Source organism: Pseudarthrobacter sp. L1SW, from assembly GCF_020809045.1.
In the GTDB taxonomy this organism is placed as follows: Bacteria; Actinomycetota; Actinomycetes; order Actinomycetales; family Micrococcaceae; genus Arthrobacter.
The window spans coordinates 2306292-2325136 of sequence record NZ_CP078079.1 but is presented as its reverse complement, the minus strand read 5'-3'; the positions used below and the strand labels follow the sequence as shown (position 1 = coordinate 2325136).

15 protein-coding genes, 2 tRNA genes and 1 riboswitch are annotated in these 18845 nt (G+C 67.5%); of the genes, 16 read left to right on the top strand and 1 reads right to left on the bottom strand.

What is annotated here, in order from left to right:
• Positions 1-43: 43 nt before the first annotated feature.
• The 13 genes from KTR40_RS10690 to KTR40_RS10630 all read left to right on the top strand — a co-directional run bounded on the left by KTR40_RS10690 (position 44) and on the right by KTR40_RS10630 (position 13539).
• The gene (locus tag KTR40_RS10690) at positions 44-3520 is read left to right on the top strand and encodes an Rne/Rng family ribonuclease (RefSeq protein ID WP_228403668.1); all 3477 of its coding nucleotides are present in this window, start codon (positions 44-46) and stop codon (positions 3518-3520) included.
• A gap of 128 nt (positions 3521-3648) precedes the next feature.
• A riboswitch (TPP riboswitch) is annotated at positions 3649-3746 on the top strand.
• Between the two features lie 7 nt (positions 3747-3753).
• Positions 3754-5286, top strand: coding sequence for a bifunctional hydroxymethylpyrimidine kinase/phosphomethylpyrimidine kinase (thiD, locus tag KTR40_RS10685; RefSeq protein ID WP_228406105.1), 1533 nt, complete (start codon positions 3754-3756; stop codon positions 5284-5286).
• A gap of 264 nt (positions 5287-5550) precedes the next feature.
• Positions 5551-5859, top strand: a complete 309-nt coding sequence (rplU, locus tag KTR40_RS10680) for a 50S ribosomal protein L21 (RefSeq protein WP_066276623.1) — start codon at positions 5551-5553, stop codon at positions 5857-5859.
• Between the two features lie 61 nt (positions 5860-5920).
• On the top strand, positions 5921-6184 hold the full coding sequence (gene rpmA / locus KTR40_RS10675) for a 50S ribosomal protein L27 (protein ID WP_009372867.1): 264 nt from the start codon (positions 5921-5923) through the stop codon (positions 6182-6184).
• Between the two features lie 116 nt (positions 6185-6300).
• Entirely contained in the window at positions 6301-7890 is a 1590-nt protein-coding gene (gene obgE, locus KTR40_RS10670) for a GTPase ObgE (protein ID WP_228403666.1), read from the top strand.
• Positions 7880-9031, top strand: coding sequence for a glutamate 5-kinase (gene proB, locus KTR40_RS10665; protein ID WP_228403664.1), 1152 nt, complete (start codon positions 7880-7882; stop codon positions 9029-9031). Before obgE ends, proB begins: the two co-directional genes overlap by 11 nt.
• A 26-nt stretch (positions 9032-9057) precedes the next feature.
• Positions 9058-10434, top strand: a complete 1377-nt coding sequence (locus KTR40_RS10660) for a glutamate-5-semialdehyde dehydrogenase (protein WP_228403662.1) — start codon at positions 9058-9060, stop codon at positions 10432-10434.
• A gap of 77 nt (positions 10435-10511) precedes the next feature.
• The gene (locus tag KTR40_RS10655) at positions 10512-10742 is read left to right on the top strand and encodes a hypothetical protein (RefSeq protein WP_139029443.1); all 231 of its coding nucleotides are present in this window, start codon (positions 10512-10514) and stop codon (positions 10740-10742) included.
• A gap of 55 nt (positions 10743-10797) precedes the next feature.
• On the top strand, positions 10798-11412 hold the full coding sequence (gene nadD, locus KTR40_RS10650; protein WP_240793683.1) for a nicotinate-nucleotide adenylyltransferase: 615 nt from the start codon (positions 10798-10800) through the stop codon (positions 11410-11412).
• 7 nt (positions 11413-11419) lie between these two features.
• Complete coding sequence (locus tag KTR40_RS10645) at positions 11420-12664, top strand: hypothetical protein (RefSeq protein ID WP_228403660.1); 1245 nt, start codon at positions 11420-11422, stop codon at positions 12662-12664.
• A 43-nt stretch (positions 12665-12707) separates the two neighbouring features.
• Positions 12708-13109 carry a ribosome silencing factor gene (gene rsfS / locus KTR40_RS10640; RefSeq protein WP_139029440.1) on the top strand — a complete coding sequence of 134 codons (402 nt, stop codon included), beginning with the start codon at positions 12708-12710 and terminating at the stop codon, positions 13107-13109.
• Between the two features lie 112 nt (positions 13110-13221).
• Positions 13222-13294: transfer RNA gene (locus tag KTR40_RS10635), tRNA-Ala, on the top strand.
• A 172-nt stretch (positions 13295-13466) separates the two neighbouring features.
• A tRNA-Ala gene (locus KTR40_RS10630) sits at positions 13467-13539 on the top strand.
• Between the two features lie 60 nt (positions 13540-13599).
• Here KTR40_RS10630 and KTR40_RS10625 read toward each other — a convergent pair.
• Positions 13600-14922, bottom strand: coding sequence for a cyclopropane-fatty-acyl-phospholipid synthase family protein (locus KTR40_RS10625; RefSeq protein WP_228403658.1), 1323 nt, complete (start codon positions 14920-14922; stop codon positions 13600-13602).
• Between the two features lie 66 nt (positions 14923-14988).
• Here KTR40_RS10625 and KTR40_RS10620 point away from each other — a divergent pair, with 66 nt between their 5' ends.
• The 3 genes from KTR40_RS10620 (at position 14989) to KTR40_RS10610 (ending at position 18787) form a co-directional block, all read left to right on the top strand.
• On the top strand, positions 14989-16071 hold the full coding sequence (locus KTR40_RS10620) for an FAD-dependent oxidoreductase (RefSeq protein WP_228403656.1): 1083 nt from the start codon (positions 14989-14991) through the stop codon (positions 16069-16071).
• A 71-nt stretch (positions 16072-16142) separates the two neighbouring features.
• Positions 16143-17333 carry a methyltransferase gene (locus tag KTR40_RS10615; RefSeq protein ID WP_228403654.1) on the top strand — a complete coding sequence of 397 codons (1191 nt, stop codon included), beginning with the start codon at positions 16143-16145 and terminating at the stop codon, positions 17331-17333.
• 251 nt (positions 17334-17584) lie between these two features.
• Positions 17585-18787: an ROK family transcriptional regulator gene (locus KTR40_RS10610; RefSeq protein ID WP_228406104.1), complete on the top strand. Its 1203-nt coding sequence runs from the start codon at positions 17585-17587 to the stop codon at positions 18785-18787.
• Positions 18788-18845: the final 58 nt, after the last annotated feature.

The following is an 18845-nucleotide window of genomic DNA, read 5'->3' as shown; positions in this document are numbered from 1 at the left end:
TGCCGGATGTGGCGGTACGTCAGGGGCAGGAGTGTTGCCACATATGGATAATGAACAAGTTTTAGCCGTTAATGATGAAGCAGCGGGCACGGGTGCCGAGGGCGAGCCGAAGAAGGCCACAAGGACCAGGCGAAAGGCCGCTCCCAAAGCCGGGGACGCCCTGACCGCCGAAGCAGGCATCACCGCCGCTGGCTCCGTGCCGGCAGACGCCAGTGCCGGTTCCGCCACGCAGGACGTGCCTGCGGGTACTGACGCCGCCGAGGCGAAGGCACCCGTCCGCCGGAGCCGTTCCAGGAAGAAGGTCGAGGCTGCCGAGCCGCTTCCGGCCTTCGCCGAGGAAGCAGCCGCCCCGGCCGTTGCCAGTGACGACGCCGGCGCGCAGGCTGCGTCAGCCGGCGCGCCTTCAGCGGCCGCTGAGGAGGATGCAAAACCTGTTCGACGCCGGCGGGTTGCCACCCGCAAGACCTCCGCCCCGGCGGTGGAGGCCGCGGCGGAAGAGTCCGGGACGGCGCCAGAGGCCGCCCCCGCTGAAGCCGCACCTGCTGACGGAGATGCCGCACCAGCCGTTGCTGAACCGGCAACCGTACCCGCGACGGACGCACCGGAGCCTGCCGCTCCGGCACCCGCAACCGCGCAGGACCCCGGCACTCCTGCCCAGGGCGAGGTGGATGCTGCCGCTCCCGCGCAGGGCCAGGTTCGTGCTGCTGTGAAGTCGGAAGCCGGGCCTGCCGCGTCCGAAGCCGGGCCTGCCGCTGCTCCCGCCCCGGCCAGCCCCTTCGGCTCCCTCTTTATGGAACCCGGTTCCGCCACCTCGGTCCTGTTCCAGGCCCCTGATCTCAGCGCCGTTGTGCGGCCCGCGCCTGCCGCCACGGAAGAAGTTGAAGAAGAGGACACCGAGGACGATTCAGACGACGCCGGCAACCGCCGGAGGCGCCGTGGCCGCGGCCGCCGCGGCCGCAGCAGGACCGGTGAGCGGGACGGCGAAGACGCCGAAAGCCCTGAAGCCGAAAACGATGCTGCCGACGACGCTGACGAGGAATCCGCAGGACAGGCCGACGAGGGCGTGACGTCCCGCCGTCGTCGCCGCCGCCGCCGTGGCGACCAGGACCTGGAACTGACGGGCGGGGGAGACGACGATCCCCCCAACACGGTGACCCGCGTCCGCGCACCCCGCGCCGTGAGCGAACCGGCAGTGAACAACCGCGTCACGTCCGTCAAGGGCTCCACCCGCCTGGAAGCCAAGAAGCAGCGCCGCCGCGAATCACGCGACACCGGCCGCCGCCGCACTGTCATCACCGAAGCCGAGTTCCTGGCCCGCCGCGAGTCCGTGGACCGGCAAATGATCGTGCGCCAGCGCGATGACAGAATCCAGATCGCCGTTTTGGAAGACGGCGTCCTGGCCGAGCACTTCGTGTCCAAGACCCAGCAGGATTCCCTGATCGGCAACGTCTACCTGGGCAAGGTCCAGAACGTACTGCCGTCCATGGAAGCCGCGTTCGTGGACATCGGACGGGGCCGCAACGCCGTCCTGTACGCAGGTGAAGTCAACTGGGAAGCCGTGAACCTTGAGGGCAAGCAGCGCCGCATTGAAAACGCGCTCAAGTCCGGCGATACCGTCCTGGTCCAGGTCACCAAGGACCCCGTGGGCCACAAGGGCGCGCGCCTGACCAGCCAGATCTCACTGCCGGGCCGCTACCTGGTCTTCGTTCCCGGCGGTTCCATGACCGGCATCTCCCGCAAGCTGCCCGACGTCGAACGCAACCGCCTCAAGCGGATCCTCAAGGACCGCCTCCCGGAGCAGGCCGGCGTTATTGTCCGGACCGCCGCGGAAGGCGCCTCCGAGGAAGAGCTCACCCACGACATCAACCGGCTGCGGGCCCAGTGGGAGGGCATCGAAAGCCAGTCGAAGTCCACCAAGATCCTCGCCCCGGAGCTGCTCTACGGCGAACCGGACCTCACCATTAAGGTGGTCCGCGACGTCTTCAACGAGGACTTCTCCAAGCTGATCGTCTCCGGCGAGGAAGCCTGGGACACCATCGAGGCCTACGTCACGTATGTTGCCCCGGATCTGGTGGGGCGCCTCGAGAAGTGGACCAAGGACCAGGACATCTTCAGCGCATGGCGGATCGACGAACAGATCCACAAGGCACTGGAACGGAAGGTCTTCCTGCCCTCCGGCGGCTCGCTGGTGATTGACCGCACCGAGGCCATGACCGTGGTGGACGTCAACACCGGCAAGTTCACCGGCAGCGGCGGCAACCTCGAAGAGACCGTGACCAAGAACAACCTGGAAGCCGCGGAGGAAGTGGTCCGCCAGCTCCGCCTGCGGGACATCGGCGGCATCATCGTCATCGACTTCATCGACATGGTCCTCGAGTCCAACCGCGACCTCGTGCTCCGCCGTATGGTGGAGTGCCTGGGCCGCGACCGCACCAAGCACCAGGTTGCCGAAGTCACGTCCCTTGGCCTGGTGCAGATGACCCGCAAGCGGATGGGCACCGGGCTCCTTGAAGTCTTTGGCGAGCAGTGCGAGGCCTGCGCCGGCCGCGGCGTAGTGACCCACGATGACCCCGTGGAGCACCGCCGGGCCAATATTGTGGCCGCGGAGCACCATGTGCAGCGCTCGGACTCCCGCCCGGACGTCCGGAACGAAAGCCACCGCACCGAGGCCCAGCGTGGGGACAGCACCCAGCCCGGCGTCCGTCCTGACCGGAAACGGCGCCGCGGCCGCGGCGGCCAGCAGGTGGACGCTGCTCCCGCGGCAGCCGTCCACGTGCACACCGTCCACCCCGACCCCACGGACGCCGAGCGGCACGCCAAGGCGGAAGCCACCAGGCTTGCCCTGGCCAACATCGCTGCGGCAGCACACGCCGCCCACCTGCACGACGACGAGGTAGCCGCGGCAAGGCAGGCTCCGCAGGCCCAGCCCGCGGCGCCGGCAGAGCCGGAGAAGCACGACGGCGACGCCTCCAGGCCCGCTGCCGTCCTCACCTTTGGCGGGGAGAAAGTTGCCCTGCCCTTCGTGGAGCACGCGGAGGAGCAGCAGCCGAAGCCGGCCCTGACGCTTGACCGGCTCGCCGAAGCCTTCGCCCACCTTGGTGAGCCTGCTGCCGAAGAAAAGGCTGAGCAGCCCGGACGGCGGGAGCAGGAACTGGAGCAGCGGGAACCGGAGCAGGTCCGGGCTGCGCAGGCCGAGGCTCCGCAGGCGGTTGTTCCACAGGCCGGGCCTGAGCAGCCCCAGGCTGCCCCTGCCGTGCCGGAGAAGGACTATTCCGACCACACCCTGGAACAGTCCCGCCCGCGCCGGGCACGCCGCAACCGCAGCGCCAGCCGTGCCCAGGGTGCGGCCAACGAGACCTCCGTCCAGCACCGCGAGAATGTCCCCGCTGCGGCGGCAGGGCACTCACATTCTGCAAAAGCGCCGGAAGCCGACCAGGCAGGTGCCACCGGGCAAGGCAACGGCAAGCCCGCGGAGGAGCCCATCATCCTGGGTGTTGGGGTTCCCGCTTCGGAGCTCTAAGCCACTGCACACGAAACGCCCGGATGCCCGGCCGCCCACCACCCGTGGACGGCCGGGCATCCGGTATTTAAGCCTGTAAACGCCGCCGCGTCACCTTCACCCTCCGCACGGCAAAAAAGCTAGGCTGGTGAATCGACACGGGGTGCCGCGCAGAGGGCCGGCTGAGATCCACACCCGTTGAACCTGTCCGGTTAGCACCGGCGAAGGGATGTCTCTTGTCCACCACCCTTGCAATGCCCACTGCCATCCTGCAGGAAGCTCCCGAAACCCGTCCTGCCGCCCAGCCGGGTCCGGGCCGGGAGGTACCCCGGGTCCTGTCCATCGCCGGCTCTGACCCTTCCGGCGGCGCCGGCATCCAGGCAGACCTGAAGAGCATCGCTGCACACGGAGGCTACGGGATGGCCGTCATTACGGCACTTACCGCGCAGAACACCTGCGGAGTGCGTGCCGTCCACGTTCCGCCGGTGGCCTTCCTCACCCAGCAACTCGACGCAATCAGCGATGACATCAGCATCGATGCCGTGAAGATCGGCATGCTGGGCGACGCCGCCGTGGTCCACGCTGTCCGGGCATGGCTCGAAAAGGTGCGTCCCGGCGTCGTGGTCCTTGACCCGGTCATGGTGGCCACCAGCGGCGACCGGCTCCTCCAGGAGTCTGCAGAGGCGGCCCTCCGCGACCTGTTGCCCCTGGCCCACCTCATCACCCCCAACCTGGCAGAGCTTGCCATGCTGGTTGGCGGGCCTGTGCAGGAGAGCTGGGAAGGTGCGGTGGAACAGGGCCGCCGGCTCTCCGCAGCCACAGGGGCAACCGTGCTGGTAAAGGGCGGCCACCTGGCGGGGGACCAGTGCCCCGATGCCCTGGTCGATACCAGCGGCAGGCTGAGCCAGGAAGTGGTGGTGGTTCAGGGGAAGCGGGTGGCAACGCGGAACAGCCACGGCACCGGCTGTTCGCTCTCCTCGGCCATGGCCACCGTCAAGCCGCGGCTGGGGGACTGGGAGGCCGCCCTCCGAGAGGTCAAGCCCTGGCTGGCGGGTGCGCTGGAAACATCGGGCCGGCTGGCCGTGGGATCAGGCAACGGGCCCGTCCACCATTTCCACCACCTGCAGGCGCCGGCCGAGGGAAGCTTCGCCGGGCAACTGCGGACTGAAGCGGAGAAGCACCTGGAAGCCATCTATGCCCTGGCGTTCATCGAGGACCTTGCCTCCGGTGGCCTGGCCGAGGACCAGTTCGCCTACTATCTGGCCCAGGACGCCATCTACCTCAACGGCTATTCACGGGTGCTTGCGCGCGCCAGCGCCCTCGCCCCGACCGAAGCGGAACAGCTCTTCTGGGCACGCTCCGCCCAGCAGTGCCTGGAAGTCGAATCCGAACTGCACCGCTCCTGGCTGGCATCCCGCGAGGTCCAGTCCGAACCGGGGCCCGTGACAAAGTCCTACGTGGACCACCTGCTGGCGGCATCGGCGTCGGGCAGCTATGCCGTGCTGGCGGCAGCGGTCCTGCCCTGCTTCTGGCTGTATGCCGAGGCCGGCAAAACGCTGCACGCCAGGTTCATGGCGGCCGGCGAACCAGCCGGCCACCCCTACGCCGACTGGCTCCGCACCTACGCCGATGAAGGCTTTGCCGAGGCAACTCGGACGGCCGTTGCCATCGTGGACCGGGCAGGGCGCGCGGCTGCCGACCATGAAAAGGCCGCCATGGCCACGGCGTTCAGGCACTCCTGCCGCCTGGAAGTTGAATTTTTCGACGCGCCGCGCCTTCATTCGTGACGGCCGGACAGCTGCCGCGCCGGTACTATGGTGGGGCGCGGTCCGGCAGTAGGGAATGTCCTGTGGTACCTATCACAGACAACCCGCCGGAACCAGCCTCATTTGCGGCCGAAGGCAAAATTAGCGTATTCTAGATCTTCGGTGCTTACGCCAACACTTGGGTTATGACCCCACGGCGTTGAGGCACAGCGAGAGCCCAGCCAAGAATTGAGCCAGGTTCCGCACGCAAATTTGTAATAAACGTCGAGAGAAGTGAGTTCCCAAGTGGTGTACGCGATTGTCCGCGCAGGCGGCCGCCAAGAGAAGGTTTCCGTTGGAGACTTCGTTACCCTGAACCGCGTCGCCGGTGGAGCTGGCAGCACCATTCAGCTGCCCGCACTGCTCCTGGTTGACGGTGACAAGGTCACCTCGGCCGCTGCTGACCTGGCCAAGGTAACCGTTACGGCTGAAATCCTCCAGGACCTCCGTGGTCCTAAGATTGTCATCCAGAAGTTCAAGAACAAGACCGGTTACAAGAAGCGCCAGGGTCACCGCCAGGAACTGACCAAGGTCAAGATCACTGGTATCAAGTAACCTTCCGTTACTGTTCAGGTTTTTCAGCAGATTCCCCAGAATTTAGAGGCAGGCATTTCAGATGGCACATAAAAAGGGCGCGAGCTCCACTCGCAACGGTCGTGACTCCAACGCACAGTACCTCGGCGTCAAGCGCTTCGGCGGCCAGGTAGTTTCCGCAGGCGAGATCATCGTCCGCCAGCGCGGCACCCACTTCCACCCGGGCGCCGGCGTTGGCCGCGGCGGCGACGACACCCTGTTCGCCCTGACCCCGGGCGCCGTTGAATTCGGCACCCGCCGCGGTCGTCGCGTCGTCAACATCGTTGCTGCTGCAGCTGCAGAGTAACAACAAGTTCTGAAGCGGTGGAGCGGGCCATATGGTCCGCTCCACTGTTCTTTTAACCGCATTACAATCGTCTTGGCGCCCTTGGGCGTCCAGGAAACAGCACTGAGGAGATCCACGTGGCCAGCTTTGTAGACCGGGTAGTACTGCACGTATCCGGCGGTACCGGCGGCCACGGGTGCGTCTCCGTCCACCGCGAGAAGTTCAAGCCGTTGGGTGGTCCCGACGGCGGCAACGGCGGCAACGGCGGCGACGTCATCCTCCGCGTGGACCACCAGACCACCACGCTCCTTGACTACCACCACGCGCCCCACCGGCACGCCACCAACGGCGGGCCCGGCATGGGCGACTGGCGCGGCGGCAAGAACGGCGAAACACTGATCCTTCCCGTCCCGGACGGCACCGTGGTCAAGTCCAAGGACGGCACGGTCCTCGCGGACCTCGTGGGCGAAGGTACCGAGTACGTTGCGGCGGCCGGGGGCATCGGCGGCCTCGGCAACGCCGCGCTCTCCTCCCAGAAACGCCGCGCTCCGGGGTTCGCGTTGCTCGGCATCGAGGGCGAATCCAGCGACATTGTGCTGGAACTGAAGTCCATCGCGGACATTGCCCTGGTGGGTTTCCCGTCCGCCGGCAAGTCCAGCCTGATCGCCGCGATGTCCGCGGCGCGGCCCAAGATCGCCGACTACCCGTTCACCACCCTGGTCCCCAACCTTGGCGTAGTCCAGGCCGGGGATGTCCGCTTCACCATCGCCGACGTCCCGGGCCTCATCGAGGGTGCCAGTGAAGGCAAGGGCCTGGGACACCACTTCCTCCGCCACGTGGAGCGCTGCGCCGCCCTGGTGCACGTCCTGGACTGCGGCACGCTCGAGGCAGACCGGGACCCCCTTTCGGACCTTGCGGTCATCGAGGCCGAACTGGAAAAGTACGCCGTGGACATGAGCTACGCGGGCCAGGACGGTGAAGTGGTTCCGCTGAACCACCGCCCCCGCCTCGTGGCACTGAACAAGGTGGACCTTCCCGACGGCAAGGACATGGCCGAGTTCGTCCGCCCCGAACTGGAATCCCGCGGCTACCGGGTCTTTGAAATCTCGGCAACAAGCCACGAGGGCCTCCGCCAGCTGGGCTTCGCCATGGCCGAAATCGTCCAGGCCGCCCGCGACGCCGTTGCTGCAGCCCCGCCCAAGGTCCAGCCCGTCGTCCTCAAGCCCCGCGCCGTCAACGAAGCCGGGTTCAGGATCCGCCGCGAGGAAAAGGGCCTCGAACCGCTGTTCCGCGTCCTCGGCGAGAAGCCCGTCCGCTGGGTCAAGCAGACCGACTTCACCAACGAGGAAGCCATCGGCTACCTTGCCGACCGCCTGGCCAAGCTCGGCGTCGAAACTGAACTGTTCAAGCAGGGCGCGAAGCCCGGCGACACAGTTGTCATTGGCGAGGACGACGGCGTCGTCTTCGACTGGGAGCCCACCATGATGGCAGGCGCAGAACTGCTGGCCTCACCCCGCGGCACCGACGTCCGCTTTGCCGACATCGGTGACCGGCCCACCCGCGGACAGAAGCGCGAAGAACAGCAGGAGCGCAAGGATGCCAGGGCTGCCGCCCGTGCCGAGCTCGAGGCAGAGCGCAAGGCCGGCATCTGGACCGAGTCCGTCAGCAGCCGGCGCGTGGCCAAGCCGCTCAAGGAGAGTGGACTGGACGCAGGCGATGAGTTCTAGTGCCGCGGCTGCGGTACCCGTGACGCGGTCCGTGGACAGGAGCCTGCTCGCCAACGCCCGCCGGATCGTGGTGAAGGTGGGTTCGTCTTCCCTTACCAGCATCAAGGGCGGCATCTCCGAAGAGGCGCTGACGGCCCTTGCCAACGCGCTGGCTGCCAAACGCAACACCGGCACCGAGATCATCCTGGTCTCCTCCGGTGCCATCGCGGCCGGCCTGGCGCCGCTGGGCCTTGCCAAGCGCCCCCGGGACCTCGCCACCCAGCAGGCAGCGGCCAGCGTGGGCCAGGGACTCCTGATGGCCCGCTACACCCAGGCCTTCGGGGCCCACGGCGTGACGGTCAGCCAGGTGCTGCTCACCGCAGAGGACCTGATGCGCCGCAGCCAGCACACCAACGCCTTCCGTGCCCTGAACCGGCTGCTCAACCTGGGCGTGGTTCCGGTGGTCAATGAAAATGACACCGTGGCCACGCACGAAATCCGTTTCGGCGACAACGACCGGCTCGCTGCCCTGGTGGCCCACCTGGTCCGGGCCGACGCCCTCGTGCTGCTGTCCGACGTCGACTCGCTCTACGACGGCCCGCCCGCCTTTGGGGCAAAGCGGATTCCGCTGGTTGAGGGCCCCGCCGATCTTGACGGCGTCTCCATCGGCAAGGCCGGCAAGGCAGGCGTGGGCACCGGCGGAATGCTGACAAAAGTGGAGGCGGCCACCATGGCAGCCGGTTCCGGCATCCATGCCCTTGTCACTTCCACCCCCAACGCCGCCGCGGCCCTTAACGGCGAGGACGTGGGCACCTGGTTCACTGTCAACGGTGCCCGCAAGCCCGTCCGCCTCCTGTGGCTGGCGCACGTCGCCTCCGTCCAGGGGCGGCTTGTGCTGGACGACGGCGCCGTCAAGGCTGTGCGGCACCACCGCACTTCGCTGCTCCCCGCCGGCATCTCCGCCGTCCACGGTGACTTCGAAGCGGGCGACGCCGTCGAAATAGCAGCCGCCGACGGCACCGTGGTGGCGCGGGGACTGGTCAACTATTCATCCGCCGAACTGCCCCGGATGCTGGGCCGGTCCACCAGGGACCTTGGTGAGGAGCTGGGCAGCGGCTACGACCGCGAAGTTGTTCACGTTGACGACCTGGTGCTGGTCTGAGCTTCCCGCTCGCCTAAACTTGGTACATGACTGAGGCCCTGATCCACAAGACTGCTGAAAATCCCGGAGATACTGCTGCCGCCAAGGCGCAGCCGGATACTTCATCCGTGGCGCAGGTGCCGGGTGGCTCTCCGCTGTCTTCCGGCGATGTGGAGGCAGCAGTGCACGCCATCGCAGACCGCTCCCGCCACGCCGCACGCCGGATGGCCATGGCAAACCGTGCCTGGAAGGACCGTGCCCTCCGCACCATCGGGGCAGCCCTGCGGGAGAACAGCGAGGCCATTCTCACGGCCAATGCCATGGACGTGGAAGCAGGAAAGGCCAACGGCACCTCCGCTGCCATGCTGGACCGCCTCACCCTCACGGAGACCCGCATCTCGGGCCTTGTGGCGGCTTTGGAGAACCTGGCCAACCTCCCCGATCCCGTCGGAAACGTGGTCCGCGGGCAGACGCTTCCCAACGGCCTCCGCCTCCGCCAGGTCAACGTCCCCATGGGCGTGGTGGCGGCTATCTACGAAGCACGCCCGAATGTCACGGTGGACATCGCAGGGCTGGCACTCAAGAGCGGCAACGCCGTGATCCTGCGCGGCGGCACTGCCGCCCAGGCCACCAACGAGGTGCTGGTACGGGTACTCCGCGAAGCACTGGAATCCGTGGGCCTGCCTGCCGACGCCGTCCAGACAGTCGACCAGTACGGCCGCGCAGGTGCCAACGTCCTGATGAAGGCACGCGGCAGGGTGGACGTGCTGATTCCCCGCGGCGGCCGTGAGCTGATCCAGACCGTTGTCCTCAACTCCGCCGTGCCCGTGATCGAGACCGGTGAAGGAAACGTGCACATCTTCATCGACGAATCGGCGAGCGAGGACATGGCAGTGGAGATCCTCCTCAACGCCAAGACCCAGCGGCCCAGTGTCTGCAACACTGTGGAGACGCTCCTGGTCCACTCCGGATCTTCCGTTCTCCCCGCCGTCGCGGCTGCGCTTCGCCAGGCAGGCGTCCGGCTGCACGCCGACGAGCGGGTCCGCGCCGCCCTGCCTGCCTCCATTGAGTCCGAACCGGCCACCGATGAGGACTGGGGCACCGAGTACATGGACCTGGACCTCGCGGTTGGCATGGTGGACAGCCTGGACCAGGCCGTGCAGCACATCCGCACCTGGTCCACGGGCCACACGGAGGCGATCCTCACGAACGACCTGGCGAACGCCGAGCGGTTCATCGCCGAGGTGGATTCGGCCGCCGTCATTGTGAATGCCTCCACCCGGTTCACCGACGGCGGGGAGCTTGGCCTCGGCGCCGAGGTGGGCATCTCCACCCAAAAGCTGCATGCGCGGGGGCCTATGGGACTGACCGAGCTGACCACCACGAAGTGGATTGTGCAGGGCGAGGGCCAGGTGCGCGGGTAGCGCACGGTAACATAGACCAGAAGCCAGAAACGGCGGAGCTTTCCGCTGCCACAATCGTTTGAGCCCAAGGGGAGAAAATGCTGTTCCAGCAGATTGCCACGACCGTCGCCGAAGGCGGAGAACACGAACTCGCGCCGCTGTGGGCTGAGCCGTGGGTGTTCGGGGTGGTTATGTTCGCCCTCCTGCTGGTGCTGATGTTCATCACCCTGTCCTACTCCAACCTGGGCAACCGCCACACAGCAACCGAGGAGCACGCGGACCCGCACCGCCAGCACCCCAACAAGCACGATCACGGGCAGGGCCACTAACATTTCCCGCGCTCTGCACCGCTCGGGTGCCACCGGCAGGCTGCGGCTTGGCGTGATGGGCGGGACGTTCGATCCCATCCATCACGGCCACCTGGTCGCAGCCAGCGAGGTGGCGGCGGAATTCGACCTGGACGAGGTGGTCTTCGTCCCTACCGGCCAGCCGTGGCAGAAGTCCCACAAGCACGTCAGCGAGCCCGAGCACCGCTACCTCATGACAGTCATCGCGACGGCCTCCAACCCGCGCTTTACTGTGAGCAGGGTGGACATTGAACGGCCAGGTCCCACCTACACCATCGACACCCTCCGGGATCTCCGCGCCCAGCGGCCGGATGCCGATCTGTTCTTCATCACTGGAGCGGACGCCCTGGCGCAGATCCTGTCCTGGAAGGACATCGACGAACTGTGGTCGCTCGCCCATTTTGTGGGGGTCACCAGGCCCGGCCATGTCCTCGATGGCATGGGACGCACTGACGTGAGCCTCCTTGAGGTCCCGGCCATGGCCATCTCCTCGACGGACTGCCGCACGCGCGTGGCGGCGAACCACCCTGTCTGGTACCTGGTGCCGGACGGCGTTGTCCAGTACATCGCCAAGTACGGCCTGTACGCGGAGGCCGTGGAGGCCGGCAGTATCCCAACTTCCCAAGCACGTGAACCAGCCAGTACCGAATGAGTTCTCAATGAGTCAGGAACAGCCCCCCATTCGCAGCCGCCGGGAACTCCGGCAGGCCAGGGATGCCCAACAGCCTGTGCCCGCGGGCACGGAGCAGCTTTCCCCTGCCACGAACCCGCCGGCTGACGCCCCGCCGGCCCGCGGGACCGCTGCTGCTGCGCCCGAGCAGACCTCCACCCAACGTTCCTCCCAGATCCGGGCGCGCGACCGCGCAGCCCTGCGCACCATCAAGGAACTTGAGGAAAAAGAGGGCCAGCTCTCCGCGGGAGGGCCGCCCACGCGGCGGCAGCTGCGCCTGCAGCAGCTCAAGGAACAGGCTCTGACGGCGGCCAATCCCATTGTGCCGCCGGCATCCGTCCACACGGATGCGGCTGCTCCGGTATCGGGGGACGCCGCCCGGACTGCGGGGGAGCGGCCTGCGCAGGGCGGCAAGAAGAGCCCCTCCACCGCTAAGCCAGCTTCCACAGCCCCCGAGGGCATGACGGTGGAGCAGGCCCTGGCGGCGCGGGCACTGCTCGCGGAGCAGGCCAAGAACCAGATCGCCAAGATGGAGCACATCGCCTCCCTTGACCCGGAAGCGGTCGACCCCGAGATCCTCGCCGAGCAGATCGCCCTGGCAGAACGCGCGGCCATCCTGAACCGCCGAGCCCTCGCCAAGCAGAAGCTGGCTGAGCAGGCCGCAGCCCCGCTTCCCCCGTCGAAGGATCCCGCCCCCAACCCGGCACGGGAACCCGGCAACCGGGACCAGGCCGGCACGGCAGGCCAGCGTCCGGCGCCATCGACGGCCAGCAACCTGGCCATGGTCACGCCGCTGGAGTTTGTGCAGGTTCCCGGCATCGACCGGCCGGTGATGAAGCCGCCGGCCACCTCGCACGTCCCGGTCACCACCCGCCCGGGGTCCAAGGTTACGGCGCCCGGAACCAGGAAACGGCGCCCCTCGGGGCCCCAGCGTCCGGCCGCGGCAGATGCCGGATCTGGCCGCTCCCACGTCATTGCCAGGGCGGAAGCCGCGGCGCGGGCAGCCGCCCGCCCGCGGCCCGTGCTGACAGACGAGAACCAGGCGGAGGACCTCTTCGAGGACCTGCCGCGGATTCCCGCCAAGTCGGCCTACGGCCTGGAACCCCTGGACGCTGCCACGGCCGGACTTGCCCGTGCGCAGCGCAACAGGATCCTGCAGTTCTGCATCCTGGCGTTCGGCATCGTGGCCCTGGTCTCGGGCATCATCCTCATCATCAGCGGCATGTCCCGCTGAGCTGCCTTACGCCACTTAGAGTTTTCACCCAACAAGGAGTCACGTGACTGCATCAGAATCATCCATCACCATAGCCCGCGCCGCCGCCAAGGCAGCCGCGGACAAGATCGCGCAGGACATTGTTGCCCTGGACGTGAGCGAGCGTCTTGCCCTGGCCGACGTCTTCCTCATTGCCTCGGCTCCCAGCGAGCGGCAGGTCAACGCCATTGTGGACGGGATCGAGGAAGAGCTTGCCAAGCAGGACCTGCGTCCTGTCCGCCGGGAAGGCCGTTCCGGCGGCCGCTGGGTGCTGCTCGACTACTCGGACATCGTGATTCATGTCCAGCACGAGGAAGACCGCGTTTTCTACGCCCTGGAGCGCCTCTGGAAGGACTGCCCGGTGGTTGACCTGCAGCTCGGGGACGACACTTCCGCGAAGGCCGTTGCTGCGTCCGAAAGGGAGTAAATCCGCGGAACCACGCGGAATATGCCCGATTTGGAATTTTCGGAATTGCTGTTCTAAGATATTTGAGTTGCTTCGGGGAAAGCCGAAAAGCTTGAAGGAGCAGCAATAGTTCGGGGCTGTGGCGCAGCTGGTAGCGCACCTGCATGGCATGCAGGGGGTCAGGGGTTCGAGTCCCCTCAGCTCCACCGGACAATCCGCCGGAATCGCTTAGATTCCGGCGGATTTTTTGTTTTCCGCCGTGCCAAATCCGGAAGCCGGCGAGCCGCCGATGATTCCTGCCCCGATTGGCGCGAGCGGCGAAAGTGCACTAAGCTGAACAGGTTGCTTCGAGGTGGTGAACCGGAAGCGGCAAAGTCCGGGGCTGTGGCGCAGCTGGTAGCGCACCTGCATGGCATGCAGGGGGTCAGGGGTTCGAGTCCCCTCAGCTCCACTGGTACGACAAAAGGGACGATCCCCACGGGATCGTCCCTTTTGCTTTGAGTGCAGGCAGTCAGAGCCAGGCTGTGCGGCGCAACGGCGGTTCGTCCCCGCCCGGCCGCTGGACCAGGACCTGGTTAACGCCCGTCAGCCCGCCTTCGAAGCCCAGGGCGCTGGAAGCCATGTACAGGCGCCAGACCCGGGCCCTTCCGAGGCCGCTGAGCTTTGCAGCCTGGTCCCAGTTCGCCTCGAGCCTGCTGACCCATGCCCGCAGGGTCAACGCATAATGGCGCCGCAGCGCCTCTACATCCAGGACCTCGAAGCGGGCTGCCTCCAGGGCGGAAACCATCTCGCCAAGGCTGATCATCTCCCCGTCCGGAAACACGTAGCGGGGGATGAAGGAATCCGGATCGGCCTTGGTACGGCCGGCATTCCATGAGATGGCGTGGTTGAGCAGCCGCCCGCCCGGCCGGAGCAGGCCGAACAAGGCAGCGGCGTATGCGGGGGTCTGCTCCCGCCCCACATGCTCGGACATCCCGATGGAACTGATGGCGTCGAAAGGACCATCCCGGACGTCCCGGTAATCCTGGACCCGGATGTCCACCCGTTCCGTCAGTCCGGCGTCGGCGGCCCTTTTCCGCGCGAAGATCGCCTGCTCCGTGGAGAGTGTTACGCCCACTACGGTTGCGCCGTACTTCCCGGCCGCGTGCAGGGCAAAACTGCCCCAGCCACAGCCAACATCCAACACCCGCATGCCCGGCCGGAGGCCCAGCTTGCGGCACACCAGGTCCAGCTTGGCCTCCTGTGCGGCGTCCAGGCCGGCGGCGAGCCGGCCGCCCGCATCCGGCTGCGCCGGGTCATAGCTGCCTTCGGGCCACACTGCGCAGGAGTAGACCATGGACGGTCCCAGCACCAGGGCGTAGAAATCGTTGCCTACGTCGTAATGATGCGAGATGGCTGCGGAGTCGCGGCGGCGCGAGTGCACGCGTCCTTTCCGGGCCACCTTCGCCTCCTCCGGCGGTGGCGCCGGGTTCGGGCCCAGGGCGCCAAGCCGGACGGCGGTGCGAAGGAGCGTCCAGAGCTCACCGGCGGTCAGCGGCCGGAACGGCCCGGGCTCCGCGAATTTTCCCGCTGAGCTCAGGGCGGCGAACGCAGCGAAAATGTCCCCCGGGGAGTCAATCTCGCCAGCCACGTAGGCCCGGCTCAGGCCGAGCTGGCCCGGGGACCACAGGATCCGGCGCAGCGCCCGGCGGGATCGGAACTCCAGGACAGGCGCTCCAGCCGGTCCTGCCTCGGAACCGTCCCACGCGCGAAGGCGCAGGGGTATTTCTTCAGTGCCAAGTACTACTGCCAGGGCCTTGGCGAGCCGCGCTGCATTCCCGGTACCTGTTGTCATGGTGCTCGTCCCGTCTCCATGGGCCAACACTAAGGCCCGAACACCGCGCGCGACTATCATTGGGGAGTGAATTCTGCCCGAACCGACGTCGTCGTCATCGGCGCGGGCCAGGCCGGGCTCTCCGCCGCCTACCACCTTCAGCGCCGCGGCGTTGACTATGTCATGCTCGACGCCGAGGACGGCCCGGGAGGCGCGTGGCGGCACCGCTGGAAGAGCCTGCGGATGGCTACCGTCAATGGCATCAGCGATCTTCCCGGCATGGCAAAGCCGGCTGTGGACCCGCGCGAGCCCAGTTCGGAATTCCTGGCCCGCTACTTCGGCGGCTATGAGCAGGACCTGGGTCTGTCCGTCCGGCGGCCGGTAAAGGTGCAGTCGGTCCTGCGTGAAGACACGGACCCCGCGGGCCTGCTGAGGGTCGGCACGTCTGCCGGGGACTGGATAGCCAAGGCCGTCATCAATGCCACCGGCACCTGGACCCGCCCCTTTTGGCCCATCTATCCGGGACAGTCGACGTTCCGCGGGCAGCAGCTGCACGTGGCCGACTATGTTTCCGCGGAGGAGTTCGCCGGCCGCCACGTGATTGTTGTCGGCGGCGGCATCTCGGCCGTGGGCCTCCTCGATGAGATCTCCCGCGTCACCACCACCAGCTGGTTCACCCGCCGGGAGCCGGTGTGGCGGGACGAAGAGTTCGACGCCAAGGCAGGCCACGACGCCGTTGCCCTGGTTGAGGAGCGGGTCCGCAAGGGGTTGCCGCCGCAGAGCGTGGTATCCGTGACGGGACTGATGCGGACCCCGGCCCTCAAGGCGGCGGCCGCAAGGGGAGCGCTCAACCGGCAGCCGATGTTCACCTCCATAGAGCCCGACGGCGTCAGGCTCGCCGATGGGGGCTTCCTGCCGGCGGACGTGATCCTGTGGGCCACCGGCTTCCGTGCGGAACTCGAGCATCTCGCACCGTTGCACCTCAGGGGACCCGGCGGCGGAATCATGATGGACGGAACCCAGGTGGCAGCCGAACCGCGCGTCCATCTGGTGGGCTACGGCCCGTCGTCGTCCACTATCGGCGCCAACCGGGCGGGACGCGCCGCCGTGGCGGCCATCTTGAAACTGCCGGGAATCACCCCCGCCCCGGCCCCGGTAAGTTGGGGATGAGCGGCCGCGGGTCAGGGGCAGCACCGGCAAATGTCCTTAAATCCAGGCACAACGGAAAGCAGCTGGAACACTTGGCATCAAACAGTCTTGGCGACCTCTTCTCGGCACTCCGGCGCAGGCCGGATGTGGAAGCACCCAACCTGCAAGCGTGGGACGCCACGGACCGTCTCCTGCTGGAGACGGCCGGAGGCCTGGTGCCCGCAGGAAGCGCGGTGGCCGTCATCGGAGACCGGTACGGCGCCCTGGCGCTCGGCGCCCTCGCCACGCTCAGCCCGGGCTCCGTGCGCGTGCACCAGGACCTGATCACGGGGGAGCGGGCCCTGCAGCTCAATGCAGCCGCACTGCACATCGCCGGACTGCTGCCGGACATGCTGGCGGTGCCGCCGCCAGGCGGCACGGACGGGGACCCGGGCTTCAGGCAGCTGCCGCTCGGCCCGGAACTCCTGGCCGGCGCGCAGGCAGTACTGCTGCAGCTGCCCAAAACGCTCGCCGAGCTGGACGAGATCACCGCCGCCGTCGCCCGGTACGCCGCGCCGGACGTACAGCTCCTGGCGGGCGGGCGGGTCAAGCACATGTCCCTCGGCATGAACGCCGTGCTGGAACGCCACTTCTCCTCCGTCCAGCCGCAGCTCGCCAGGCAGAAGTCCCGCGTGGTCCTGGCTGGCGGGCCGAAAGGGGACGCGGAAACGGAACGCTATCCCGCCGTCGAACACCTGGCCGAGCTTGACCTCCACGTGGCTGCCCATGGGGCAGTGTTCGCCGGCACCAAACTGGACATCGGCACCAGGTTCCTCCTGACGTTCCTGCCATCCATGAAGCCGGCCCGGCACGCCGTCGACCTCGGCTGCGGTACGGGAATCCTCGCCGCCATGTACGCCCGGCAGCACCCGGGGGCGGCGGTGACGGCCACTGACCAGTCCGCCGCCGCGGTGGCCTCCGCGCGGGCAACGGCAGAGGCCAACGGGCTGGGCGGCCGCATCACCGTCCTGCAGGATGACGCCCTCAGCACCCTTGCCCCGGGCAGCGTGGACCTGGTGCTGCTCAACCCGCCGTTCCATGTTGGCGCCGGGGTCCATGCCGGAGCAGGCCTGAAGATGATTGAGGCAGCGGGCCGGGTACTCGCGCCCGAGGGCGAGCTGTGGACGGTCTTCAACCGCCACCTGCCCTACCTGCCCGCGTTGGAGCGGCACGTTGGGCCTACCGCCGTGAAAGGCAGGAACCCCAAGTTCACGGTGACCGTGAGCACGCGGCGCGGCGACTGATGAAGACGGACACTCGGGATAAGCACGGATGCGTAACTGGCGACGGACCAGCCGGAACCGGCGCGTCCTCAGCCGTGCCCCGGTGGGGAACGCACCTTGCCGCGCCGCGCCGTCGCGCCCGCCTATGGGTCTGTGACCACGCGTAACGTACGATTCAAGCATCACCACAAGTACGTGGCCAAAGACGTTTAGGGGACGCCGTGACTGAGATCCGCCAATCCTCACCGAGGCGCGGAACCAACCTGCCCAAAATGGGGGACTTCAACCTTACGGTGATCCTGGACGCCATCCGCAGGTCCTCCGGCGGGCTGAGCCGCGTGGAACTCGCCCAGATCGTGGGCCTTTCGCCCCAGACCATCTCCAACATCTCCCGGCGCCTCCTTGACCAGCACCTCATCGTGGAGGCCGGCAAGGAAGGCAGCGGTCCCGGCAAGCCGCGCACCATCCTGCGGCTCAACCCCGGCGGCGTGTTCGCTTTGGGAGTCCACCTCGACCCCGCTGTCACCACCTTCGTGGTCCTGGACCTGGTGGGCGCGGTGGTACGACACTCGAGGATCAAAACTCCCGGCGGCAACGATCCATCCGCGGTCATTTCCACCATTGCCGAGGAGATCGCCAAGCTCGTGGAGGACTCCGGCGTGGACCGGGAGAGGATCGCCGGACTTGGGCTCGCGGCCCCCGGCCCCATCGACCTGGACAACGGCACCGTGGTGGACCCGCCGCTGCTCCCCGGCTGGGACCGGGTGGAACTGCGCAGCGCCCTTTCCGAAGCCACCGGCTATTCGGTCCTGGTGGACAAGGACGTCACCAGCGCCGCCGTCGCGGAAACGTGGGCCGGCGGCCCCAGCGGCTCCGGCAGCTTCATCTTTATGTACATGGGCACGGGCATCGGCTGCGGCATTGTGCTCAATGACGAGGTTGTCCGGGGAACCTCCGGAAATGCCGGCGAGATCGGCCACATTGTGGTGGACCCGGATGGTCCCCCTTGTGACTGCGGCCTGCGCGGCTGCGTGAAATCCACCTGCATCCCGCAGGTCCTGGTGGCCGAAGCGGAGGCCGCCGGCATCCTGGACGGCACGCGGTCGGGGAACAGCGGCGCGGAAATCCAGCAAAGCTTTTCCCGGCTGTGCGACCTCGCGGACGAGGGAAACGAACAGGCCCTTGCCATCATCGACAAGTCCGCAGTGCGGGTGGCGCGTGCAGCATCGGTGGTCACCAACACGCTCGACGTTGAGCGCGTGGTGTTCGGCGGGCCCTTCTGGAGCCGCCTGGCCGGCCGCTACCTCGAGAAGATTCCTGCCCTGCTCGATGCCAACAGCGACACGCGGCTGATCCATCCCATCGAGGTGGTGGGGACCGGGGTAGGCGATGACGTCGGAGCCATCGGCGCGGCCTCGCTGGTCCTGGAACACACGCTGGCTCCCCGGGCCCAGCGGCTCCTGCTGGAGAGCTGACGGGTGTGCCGGGCGCACCGCCTTGTTTGGGCCGGGGCGTCCATCTAGCATTTGCTTA